Here is a 10,630-nt window from a genome sequence, read left to right on the forward strand (position 1 = left end):
AGGCATAGCCTGCTTTTTTTAAAGGAGGATAATACATGCAATCACTTAGAGAACTTTATAAGATAGGAATTGGTCCTTCCTCATCTCATACTTATGGACCAATGAAAATCGCTGAAAGAATCAAATCACTTTATCCAGATATGGAAAAGGTACATGTTGATCTGTATGGTTCTTTATCTTTAACTGGTAAAGGACATTTAACAGATAAAATCATGCAGAAGACATTTGCGCCTGTACCATGTGATTTCTCTTTTAAGAGCGGTGAATTACCTTACCATCCTAATGGGATGTTAGTCACAGTATATTGTGGTGGAGAGGCATTAAAACCTATTGAAGCTTATTCTATTGGTGGAGGAGAAATTTACTTTAAGGGAGACTTAGAAGAGGATAAGGTAGAAATCTATCCTCATCATACAATGCGTGAAGTCATTGATTATTGTGAAAATGAAGGATTATCACTTTATGATTATGTCTTACGTTTTGAAGATGAAAACTTTAAAGAATATTTATTTGAAGTTCTTGAAGCAATGTTTACCTGTGTAGAAAATGGGTTACATACACAGGGAATCTTACAGGGCAGTCTACAATTAAAAAGAGTAGCTGGTTCTATGTATCAACAGGCTTTAAATACACATCATGAAATGGCTCAGGAACGTTTATTTATTGCCAGCTATGCTTATGCAGTTTCTGAAGAGAATGCAGATGGTCATATGATTGTTACTGCACCAACATGTGGTGCAAGTGGTGTACTACCAGCTATTCTCTATTATGCATATCATCAAATGGGCTTAAAAAAGAGAGACTTAGTCAAAGCACTTGCGATTGGAGGATTATATGGTAATACAGTTAAATATAATGCGACTATTGCTGGTGCAGATGGAGGATGTCAGGCAGAAGTAGGAACAGCTTGTGCGATGGCAAGTGCCTCTATGGCCTGGATCAATGAGTTAAATAATAGTCTTGTTGATTATGCAGCAGAAATGGGATTGGAACATAACTTGGGATTAACATGTGACCCAGTAGGTGGTTATGTACAGATTCCTTGTATTGAAAGAAATGCTTTGGCTGCATTACGTGCTTATGATGCGGCTATGCTTGCAGGGCAGTTAGGTTATGTACGTAAGAATAAAGTACCTTTCGATACAGTTGTAAGAGTTATGAAAGAAACAGGCAAAGACTTGAATGTTGCTTATAAAGAAACATCTCTAGGAGGTCTCGCAAAAGAATTGAAATAGTGAGTTCACTATTTCTTTTTTTTATAAAGGGGGAAAACTATGAAACAAAGATTTATTAAATATATATGTTTAAGCATATTGGGAGAAATGGCTATATCGTTTTATATACTTGCTGATACATTCTTTATTGCCCAGGGAATAGGGGATAAAGGACTCACTGCATTGAATCTTGCGATACCTGTATTTAATTTTATTTATGGGATAGGGCTCATGTTAGGAATAGGATCTGGTATTAGATTATCTATCCTGAAAATAGATCACAAGCACGATGAAATCAATCAGGTATTTGATCATACAGTGCTTTTAGGACTTGTAATAGGAGTACTTTTCATGATTACAGGAGTATTATATAGTCCTTCTCTTGCAAGAATGCTAGGAGCCAATGATGCCGTATTACAAGATACAGTCATTTATCTAAGAACTATTATGATATTTACACCTGCCTTTATCTTCAATAATGCACTCAATGCATTAGTAAGAAATGATAACAATCCCGCTCTTGCGACAACAGCTATGATTGTAGCTTCACTGATGAATGTTGTACTAGACTATGTATTTATATTCTTATGTCATATGGGTATGTTTGGAGCTGTTTTTGCGACTTGTCTTGCACCTTTGATTGGCTTAAGTATTCTCTCTTTACACTTTATTAAAAAGCAGAATACATTCCATCTTGCGAAACTTCGTTTTCAGTTCTCTATGATTAAAAGAATTATTAAACTAGGCTTTCCTTCTATGTTGATAGAGATATCAAGTGGTTTAGTTGTTCTTCTTTTTAATACACTTATATTAAAGATTACAGGTAATATAGGTGTTGCTGCTTATGGTGTTGTATGTAATATATGGCTTGTATGTATTGCGATATTTAATGGTCTTGCAAATGGTATGCAGCCTCTTACTAGTGAATCATATGGTTCTCATGATACAAAGAATCTTATTATGTTAAGAAGAATGACTCTTACTATTTCTTTATTAATATCTTTCACAATTTACTTAACAGTCTTCACAAATGCCTCTATGATTACTTCTCTATTTAATAAGACAAACAATCCAACATTATATACACTAGCAATAGAAGGCTTTAAAATAATGTTTATTGGCCTATTCTTTGCAGGGGTAAACATTGTCTTAACGACATACTTTACTTCAATAGAAAGCGCTAAAATAGCTTCTACACTTATTCTATTACGTGGTGTAGTACTTATCGTACCTGCATCTATCATTCTTTCACAATTAGGTATGAAAGGAATCTGGGCATCATTACCACTATCTGAAATCATGACTACATGTGTAGGACTTACGTATCTCAAACTTAAAAGAGCGATTGACTAAATCGCTCTTAAATTCTTTTTCTTAATATTGTATAGAGTATGATTGAAAGAAGAGGAATAAGAAGATACATTCCAACTATGATGAACATATTAGAAAGAGTACTAAAGGCTTTTGTCTGTTCATATAACATCATAGACATCGATATCGTACTATAGTGCATCACAAATATACCAATGATTTCTACGCCTATTAGTAGATAAAATAGCTTAAACATCTTTGCCTTTACTAATAAGAATGTAAGGAATAATGATACAATCAATAATGGTAGAAGCTTAATAAATAAGCTGCTATAAAGAGATTGAGAAACATTCATAATATTCACCTGCGCTTTCGTTTATGTTTTTTTTCTATAATTATTATAAGAATTATTTAAGAAGGAGTAAACGTATATTACTATTTAAAAAAATTTATTTAAATGTAGAAGTTACAGGAGGAAAATATAAGTAACTAATTATATCGACTATTGTGATTAAATGTGTTCAAATCTCCTCAAAGGAGAGCGTTAAAATGAAAACATCAAATATCACAAATTATAAATTAAAGGATTTTACTGAACTTTTAGGCGTATCTGTTAAGATGTTATAACGTTGAGATAGAAAAGGAACTTTAAAGGCAAACCGAACCAAAACTAAAGGCATTATTATACTTATAATCATCATTTACTAAATCAAGTTACATTTTTAAGATAGTTTTATAATGTAAAAGAATTATTTGAATACCCACAGACCACAGGTTAGTGAAAATCAAATTTTATTAACGCCTAATAAACGGCGTTCATGAAGATGAAATTGATGCATAGATTTTCCATTTGTTCTATAATTAGATTAGAAATCAGATGCAGAACTCATGCAGGATATTGTTTCAATACTTCATGTGTTCTCCCGCAGGATGCAAAGGGCTTCGTAAGTATAAAAAACTGATAGAAAGGGATGAGGGAATTGCTGAAGAGCTTCAAGACGGAAATAAATCCAACAGAGAAAACAATAGGTACTTGCAGATTTATCTATAACTTCTATCTTGCTCATAATAAGGAACTTTATGAAAGTGGCAAAAAGTTTATGAGCAGCATCCAACTTAGAGTATGGCTGAACAATGAGTATCTTCCGAGCTATCCAGAATATTCCTGGATCAAGGACGCTTATTCAAAATCGGTAACACAGGCAGTAAATAACGGACAGACCGCATTTAAGAGATTCTTTAATCACAAGAGTGCCTTTCCAAAGTTTAAAAAGAAAGGCAAATCTAATGTGAAAATGTACTTTGTAAGGAATAATCCAAAAGATTGCAGTTGCGAAAGACACAGAATCAAGATTCCGTCACTTGGCTGGGTACGCATCAAAGAGAAAGGATATATTCCCGCAACTAAAGACGGATACGTAATCAAGAGCGGTCATGTCTCAATAAAGGCTGATAGATACTATGTTTCAGTTCTTGTAGAAATCCCAGATAAAAGGACAGCCAATAATTCCAGTAAAGGAATTGTCATTGACCTTGGATTAAAGGACTTTGCAATTGTCTCTAATGGAAAAACTTATAAGAACATCAATAAATCTGCAAAATTAAAGAAGCTTGAAAAAAAGCTTATTCGAGAACAGAGAAGTCTTTCCCGAAAGTATGAAAATCTAAAGAAAGGAGGGTCCACTCAAAAAAGAAATATACAGAAACAAAGGCTTAAGATACAGGAGCTTCATCATAGAATAGACAATATTCGTACTGATTACATCAATAAGACAATCGCAGAGATAGTGAAAACCAAGCCATCTTATATAACGATTGAAGATCTAAACGTATCAGGAATGATGAAGAACAAGCATCTTTCAAAGGCAGTTGCTTCGCAGAAGTTTTATGAATTTAAAACAAAGCTTCTAGCTAAATGCAAGGAGTACGGAATTGAACTTCGAATAGTAGATAGATGGTACCCATCATCTAAGACATGTCATTGCTGTAAAAGCATCAAAAAAGATTTAAAACTTTCAGATAGAGTTTTCAGATGTGATTGTGGTTATATCGAAGACAGAGATTTCAATGCTGCACTTAATCTGAGAGATGCTACAACTTACGAAGTTGCATAAACAAACGCAAGCGTAGGTATGTACCGAAGGCTATTTCGGGAATTTACGACTATGGAGTGTACATGAACTTGTGAGTAGATATGATTTCGGTCAATCAAAAGCATACACGATGACATAGTAAGTAATGTTCGTGAGAACTTACATTATCTCGATGTGAGTATATTTAATCACATTTAGAGTGGCAGTCTTGTAACTTACATTAAAATAGATTAAAATACATATAAAAGGGGAATCACTATGAAAGATACGACGAAATCAATTATCTATGGGGCAACTCCTATAGCACTTTATATCATACAAACTTCATCAACAGAATATGTACAGAAGTTCCAGCATGCACTCACATTACTTACGCAGGATCAGAATTATTCTACTGCCATTTCTTTTTCCATTATCTCAAATATCTTAATTGCGATATGTTTTATTCTTATGTTTGTGATGGCAACTAAGAATAATGTCACTAAGCTCATCAGTGCTGTTTATGCTGTAGTAGGTTTATTCCTTCTCTTTGACCAATATACTGCCACTATTCAGAATCATCTTTACACAAATGTGATTACACAATTCACATATAATAATATTTCTTTGATTGTGATAACAACAGTAATTATGATTTATAATTTGTATAACCTTCTAAAAAATTAGAAATCATTGATGATTTCTATTTTTTTATTGCCCATAACCTTTAAATTTATTGATATAAATTATATAATTATTATATATGGTGAAAAATATACTAAATAACTAGGAATTAATGCATCTTGGTAATGCTGATTCTATTGATGCTAGGGAGGAAATCTAATGGAAAACGTTATGAATAATACATCAAAGGTATTTGAATCGCACATAAGAATTCAAATGATTGCCAGTTTAAGTATTGAAGATCTCACTTATAAACAGATGAAAGAGATTCTAGGTTGTACAGACGGGAATATGACGACACATACTAAAAAGCTTATTCAAGAAGGATTTATGGAAGTGAGAAAGGAATTTGTAAATAACAGACCACAGACAACTTATCATTTGACTAATGAAGGTAGAACACAGTTTGAAGAGTATGTAGCTTTATTGAATAAATTAGTAGAAGATGGAAAAAATGCACAGAAAGTCTGATTTTTATCAGATTTTCTTTTTTTTCTTTTTGGATAGTATATAATAAAGTTGTAGTGATAAGTAGTAAAGATAGTCATATAGTTCATGATTATATTAACAGGAGGAAATTATGAAAAAGACCCTATCGTTTAAATCATGCATTATCGTATTCTACTTACTTGTATTTATCGCATTTATAATAGAGAAAAGACCTATTCTAAGTAATAGTACACCTTACTTCTCTAGAATAGCCAATGCGACTAATCTTGTTCCGTTCTACTATGATCCTAATACGAATTATCAGGCGTTACAGATGAATATTATCGTGAAGATATTCTTAGTGATGCCAATCGCATTATATTATGTGATCAAGAAGGATTGTACATTAGGACAGTTAATCACATTTATTCTAGGTGCTAGCTTTATTTTCGAAGTAGCTAAATTACTTTCATTAAGAGGCTATTTTGATATCACTGATTTCTTCTATTATATGGCAGGTGCCGCACTTGCTTACTATATCTATAGAAGTATCAAGTTCTTTATCAAAAAATAAACAATTTAACATCATGAACTAAAAAGGAGGAAAATCAATTGATTTTCCTCTTTGTGTTTACTTTTCATCTTGATCTGGGATAATAAGCGAAACTGCATGTCTTAAACATTCAACATGAACAGGGAAACTCTGTCCCTTTTCACCATCAATATCATAGACAATATCCTCATCACAACTGATTGTGATATCCTTTGCCTGGACATAACGAATCATTGGATTTTGAGGATGAAGATTACGCTTATAATCCATAAAGACATTAAGTAGTTCAGCTACATTCCCTTTTTTAATAATAATAAGATCTAACTTACCATCACTTGTAGAAGCATATGGAGTTACTCCTGGAAATCCTCCTACATGAGAACTATTTGTAATCATGAATAAGGCAGCATCTTCTTCAAACTCTATTTCATCTGCTTTTATTTTAAGATGAAGTGATAAGCCTAACTGTTCAGGTAACATCTTCAATCCATTGATATAGTAGGCAAGAGGACCAAATTTCTTCTTTTCCTCTTTAGTGACAAGAAATCCAATATCACTAAACATACCACCACTTAATACATTCGCAAAACAATGATCATCTACATAACCTGCATCAATCTTCTTTGTTTTAAAACGAGCAATCATATCACGGAATGCTTCTGGTGTATTAGGAAGATTAAGGTAAGTCGCAAAGTCATTGACAGTACCTGCAGCTAGTATCGCAAGAGGAATCTTAGATTCACTCTTAATAAGTCCTGTTATGATTTCATTAATAGTACCATCCCCACCTACTGCCACAATAAAGTCATATTCGTTTTTAGTCAGTCTTGCAGCACGTTCTAATCCATCATTCTTTCCTCTAGTAAAGTAAGTATCAATCGTATTCACATTAGTATGAAGAATTAATTGACCAATAAACTGATCAATAGATTTCTGGAATGCATGTGTACCACTAGAAGGATTAATAATAAACAAACACTTCATATATTATGCCTCCTTAATCAATTCAAGAAGTAACTTAACACCCTTTTTCATAGAATTAATACTACAGAATTCATAAGGACCATGGTAGTTATATCCACCAGTACCTAAGTTAGGACAAGGAAGTCCCATAAAGCTTAAATTAGCCCCATCAGTGCCACCTCTAATAGGAGATGCAATAGGCTCAAGTCCTATATTAATCATGGCCTGTTTTACCTTATATACAATATCAGGTGTCTTATTGATAACTTCAATCATATTCTTATACTGTAAAGTAAAGTCAATATCAATATAATGACCATGATTGACCTGATTTAAATAAGAAGCAGCTAACTGCATTGTATGAATCATATCATGCATATTATCCATGTCATGATCTCTTAGAATATAAGTCATCTTAGTTGTAGAAACATCACCTTCCATATGATGAAGGTGATAGAAGCCTTCTTTATGTTCAGTCGCTTCAGGACGCTTATTATCACCAAGCATTGTATCAAACTGACGACCTAAAGTAAGAGCATTCACCATCTTACCTTTAGAATCACCTGGATGATAACTCTTACCAGTAATAGTGACATCAGCCTTATAGGCATTGAAGTTTTCAAAACTGAATTCATCAATTTTACCACCATCTACTGTATAAGCATAATCAGCACCAAATCTCTTGACATCAAAGTTTTCAGTACCTCTACCTACTTCTTCATCAGGAGTAAACGCAATACAGATGTCTCCATGCTTAAAATCTCTATTCTGGCAGATATACTCTACCATACTCATAATAATAGCTACACCTGCTTTATCATCTGCACCAAGAAGTGTAGTTCCATCAGTTGTAATTAAATCATCACCCACAAGTCCTTTTAATTCAGGATTTGTTTCTGGATCTAAATACATTTTCTTTTCTTCATTAAGAATAATACGTCCCCCTGGATATGAACGGATAATACGTGGATGAATATCATGTCCACTTGCATCTGGAGAAGTATCCATATGGGCAATAAATCCAATTGCCTTCATAGGCTCATCAGAATTACTATAAATCTTTCCGTATACAATTCCCTGATCTGTTCTTTCTACTTCATCTACACCTAAAATCTGCATTTCTTCACTTAAGAAATCAGCTAAATCAAATTGTTTTTCTGTAGAAGGAGATGTTGTAGAAGATTCATCAGACTGTGTATCAAAACTCACATATTTCAAAAATCTCTTTTCAATCAACATAAAATAACCTCGCTTTGTTTATTTCTTTCATTTTAACATAGTAAATAGTTTTTGTGAACTTGCATAATTAACTAGACAACGCCTATTGTTTTCATTATTATGGGGTAGGTGATAAAAATGAAATATTATGCCGTAAAAAACGGAAGAGTACCAGGTATTTATAACTCTTGGGCAGAATGTCAGAAGCAGATTCATGGCTTTAAGAATGCTTCTTATAAGTCCTTTACATCACGCAAGGAAGCAGAAGAGTTTATTTCTGATAAAAAAGAAATACCTCAAATGGAACATGGGTTAATTGCTTATGTAGATGGTTCTTTTAATGCGAAAAAGAAAGTATATGGTTATGGTGCTGTATTAATTGATGGACAGCAGGTCATTAAACGTCTTTATGGACATGGAGATAATGAAGAATGTATATCGAGTCGTAATGTTGCAGGAGAAATATTTGGGGCACTTGCAGCTGTAAAGTATGCAGTAGAACATCCTGAATATGATGGTATTGTGATTTATTATGATTATATGGGTATTGAAAAGTGGGCTATTGGAGAATGGAAAGCTAATAAGAAGTTAACACAGTATTATGCTGATAAAATGGCTAAATACCGTAAACAATTGCCTATTGTCTTTATGAAAGTAGAAGCTCATACAGGAGACTTCTATAATGAACAGGCAGATCAGTTAGCAAAGAAAGCAGTGGGAATTGAATGAGTGAAAAAATAACAATCTTTGATATTGAAGAATTGAATAATGATCCTGTTAGTATCTGTTCTATTGGAATAGTCGTATTGGAGGATATGAAAGTAAAAGAAACATTTTATTCCCTTATTAGACCTCCTAAATTGACTTTTGATCCTTATCGTTATAAGGTTCATAAGATCAGACCACAGGATTTAAAGAAACAACCCACATTTCCAGAAATCTGGCCAAAGATTAGTCAATATTTTGAAAACAGTATTGTGATATCTCATGATATTCAGTCAGATCTTAATCATTTATTGGCAGTATTTAGAAGGTTTCGTATAAGAAAGCCTACTTGTTTCTTATCATGTACATTAGTACTCGCAAAGCTGTTTCATCCTGAATTACAAAAGTATGGCTTAGGTTCTCTATGTGATTATTATTCAGTGGAATTAGAGAATGCCCATAATGCATTGGCTGATTCTTTAGCCTGTGCAGAGCTTTTAAAGAAGATGATGGATGAACATCACTATACAAGTATTAAAGAGCTCCACGAGAAGGAAAATGTCCCTTTAGGACGTATGACAAGTTCTTTTATTGAACCTCTTGTATCAAGTGATAAGGTACAGGAAGTAAGGATGGGAATACAGAAAGAAACAGTTGCTTTCACTGGAAAACTTGCTCATACAAAACAAGAAATAGAAGCATTTGTAGAACAGGATGGTATGACACCATCATTCCATGTCACAACACAGACAAGATATCTCGTTATTGGGAAAAAGGACTACAAGCAGACAAGATATCAAAAAGGCAATAAGAAGATAAAAAAAGCCATGACACTATCAAGACAAGGTCAGGATATTAGAATCTTACATGAAGACCAGTATATTGATATGGTAAGAAAAAGAACTCTTAAGGCATAGAGTTCTTTTTCTTACACACTATTTTAAAAAAATGACGCTTTTTTTTATTGTAAACAGGATAAAAGTACAGTTTGGTGCACAAATACGTCATTTTATTGAAAAAATGTATTGAAAACGCTTCTAATATTTGATAATCTTATTATAGGTGATTAATTATGGCAAAGACTTCAAACTATTTATTTAAACTTGATTTAATGATTTTAAGCTTATTGAAAGAAAAAGATCAATATGCGTATGAATTAACTAAAGAGATTGCAGAAAAATCTAAGGGTCGTATTGAACCGAAGAATGGTACTATGTATCCTATTATCTACAAACTCATTGAAAATGGCTATATTTCAAGCAATACAATCATTTACCACAATAAAGCTAGAGTGTATTATCACCTAGAACCAGCCGGAAAGGAATATTTAGATAAGATTATTGTGGAATTTGATGAACTAGTGGATTGCATCAATTCATTTATTCACAAAGATTAAAATAGAGTTCCCATGATGGAACTCTATTTTTTTGTATGCCGGGCATGGCATATATCTAGGTGGTGAAAGTCCACTGTGGGGGCGA

General features: G+C 33.0%; 12 protein-coding genes. 9 read left to right on the forward strand and 3 right to left on the reverse strand.

Features of this window, described 5'->3' with window-relative positions; genetic code table 11:
- Positions 1-35 precede the first annotated feature (35 nt).
- Complete coding sequence (locus DW269_RS01870; protein WP_117458304.1) at positions 36-1,235, forward strand: L-serine ammonia-lyase, iron-sulfur-dependent, subunit alpha; 1,200 nt, start codon at positions 36-38, stop codon at positions 1,233-1,235.
- Between the two features lie 39 nt (positions 1,236-1,274).
- Positions 1,275-2,567, forward strand: a complete 1,293-nt coding sequence (locus DW269_RS01875; RefSeq protein ID WP_117458305.1) for an MATE family efflux transporter — start codon at positions 1,275-1,277, stop codon at positions 2,565-2,567.
- A 7-nt stretch (positions 2,568-2,574) separates the two neighbouring features.
- On the opposite strand, the gene DW269_RS01880 is transcribed toward DW269_RS01875, so the two are convergent.
- A complete protein-coding gene (locus tag DW269_RS01880) occupies positions 2,575-2,880 on the reverse strand; it encodes a hypothetical protein (protein ID WP_117458306.1) in 306 nt (101 codons plus the stop codon).
- A 616-nt stretch (positions 2,881-3,496) separates the two neighbouring features.
- On the opposite strand from DW269_RS01880, the gene DW269_RS01885 reads away from it, so the two are divergent.
- From DW269_RS01885 to DW269_RS01900, 4 genes are all read left to right on the forward strand, one after another.
- Complete coding sequence (locus tag DW269_RS01885; protein WP_117458307.1) at positions 3,497-4,639, forward strand: RNA-guided endonuclease TnpB family protein; 1,143 nt, start codon at positions 3,497-3,499, stop codon at positions 4,637-4,639.
- 237 nt (positions 4,640-4,876) lie between these two features.
- A complete protein-coding gene (locus tag DW269_RS01890) occupies positions 4,877-5,284 on the forward strand; it encodes a hypothetical protein (RefSeq protein ID WP_117458308.1) in 408 nt (135 codons plus the stop codon).
- Positions 5,285-5,440: 156 nt separating this feature from the next.
- Complete coding sequence (locus DW269_RS01895; protein ID WP_117458309.1) at positions 5,441-5,752, forward strand: transcriptional regulator; 312 nt, start codon at positions 5,441-5,443, stop codon at positions 5,750-5,752.
- A gap of 109 nt (positions 5,753-5,861) precedes the next feature.
- Complete coding sequence (locus DW269_RS01900; RefSeq protein WP_117458310.1) at positions 5,862-6,284, forward strand: VanZ family protein; 423 nt, start codon at positions 5,862-5,864, stop codon at positions 6,282-6,284.
- A 57-nt stretch (positions 6,285-6,341) separates the two neighbouring features.
- Here DW269_RS01900 and DW269_RS01905 read toward each other — a convergent pair whose 3' ends face one another.
- On the reverse strand, positions 6,342-7,247 hold the full coding sequence (locus DW269_RS01905; RefSeq protein WP_117458311.1) for a diacylglycerol kinase family protein: 906 nt from the start codon (positions 7,245-7,247) through the stop codon (positions 6,342-6,344).
- Positions 7,248-7,250: 3 nt separating this feature from the next.
- Positions 7,251-8,465 carry a peptidase T gene (gene pepT / locus DW269_RS01910; protein ID WP_117458312.1) on the reverse strand — a complete coding sequence of 405 codons (1,215 nt, stop codon included), beginning with the start codon at positions 8,463-8,465 and terminating at the stop codon, positions 7,251-7,253.
- A gap of 117 nt (positions 8,466-8,582) precedes the next feature.
- On the opposite strand from pepT, the gene DW269_RS01915 reads away from it, so the two are divergent.
- The 3 genes from DW269_RS01915 to DW269_RS01925 all read left to right on the forward strand — a co-directional run bounded on the left by DW269_RS01915 (position 8,583) and on the right by DW269_RS01925 (position 10,545).
- Positions 8,583-9,173, forward strand: a complete 591-nt coding sequence (locus DW269_RS01915) for a viroplasmin family protein (protein WP_117458313.1) — start codon at positions 8,583-8,585, stop codon at positions 9,171-9,173.
- Complete coding sequence (locus DW269_RS01920) at positions 9,170-10,066, forward strand: exonuclease domain-containing protein (RefSeq protein WP_117458314.1); 897 nt, start codon at positions 9,170-9,172, stop codon at positions 10,064-10,066. The genes DW269_RS01915 and DW269_RS01920 overlap by 4 nt, the downstream gene beginning before the upstream one ends.
- Positions 10,067-10,221: 155 nt before the next feature.
- On the forward strand, positions 10,222-10,545 hold the full coding sequence (locus tag DW269_RS01925) for a PadR family transcriptional regulator (RefSeq protein WP_022424491.1): 324 nt from the start codon (positions 10,222-10,224) through the stop codon (positions 10,543-10,545).
- The last annotated feature ends 85 nt before the right edge of the window (positions 10,546-10,630 follow it).

Origin of the sequence: Catenibacterium sp. AM22-6LB (assembly GCF_003435615.1) — a bacterium.
GTDB classification, from domain to species: Bacteria; Bacillota_I; Bacilli_A; order Erysipelotrichales; family Coprobacillaceae; genus Catenibacterium; species Catenibacterium mitsuoka_A.

Excerpts from the sequence above, each read along its gene's own strand:
- pepT (WP_117458312.1), bottom strand. The coding sequence starts at position 8,465 with ATGTTGATTGAAAAGAGATTTTTGAAATATGTGAGTTTTGATACACAG.
- DW269_RS01880 (WP_117458306.1), bottom strand. The coding sequence starts at position 2,880 with ATGAATGTTTCTCAATCTCTTTATAGCAGCTTATTTATTAAGCTTCTA.
- DW269_RS01920 (WP_117458314.1), top strand. The coding sequence starts at position 9,170 with ATGAGTGAAAAAATAACAATCTTTGATATTGAAGAATTGAATAATGAT.
- DW269_RS01895 (WP_117458309.1), top strand. The coding sequence starts at position 5,441 with ATGGAAAACGTTATGAATAATACATCAAAGGTATTTGAATCGCACATA.
- DW269_RS01870 (WP_117458304.1), top strand. The coding sequence starts at position 36 with ATGCAATCACTTAGAGAACTTTATAAGATAGGAATTGGTCCTTCCTCA.
- DW269_RS01925 (WP_022424491.1), top strand. The coding sequence starts at position 10,222 with ATGGCAAAGACTTCAAACTATTTATTTAAACTTGATTTAATGATTTTA.
- DW269_RS01900 (WP_117458310.1), top strand. The coding sequence starts at position 5,862 with ATGAAAAAGACCCTATCGTTTAAATCATGCATTATCGTATTCTACTTA.
- DW269_RS01890 (WP_117458308.1), top strand. The coding sequence starts at position 4,877 with ATGAAAGATACGACGAAATCAATTATCTATGGGGCAACTCCTATAGCA.
- DW269_RS01885 (WP_117458307.1), top strand. The coding sequence starts at position 3,497 with ATGAGGGAATTGCTGAAGAGCTTCAAGACGGAAATAAATCCAACAGAG.
- DW269_RS01905 (WP_117458311.1), bottom strand. The coding sequence starts at position 7,247 with ATGAAGTGTTTGTTTATTATTAATCCTTCTAGTGGTACACATGCATTC.
- DW269_RS01875 (WP_117458305.1), top strand. The coding sequence starts at position 1,275 with ATGAAACAAAGATTTATTAAATATATATGTTTAAGCATATTGGGAGAA.
- DW269_RS01915 (WP_117458313.1), top strand. The coding sequence starts at position 8,583 with ATGAAATATTATGCCGTAAAAAACGGAAGAGTACCAGGTATTTATAAC.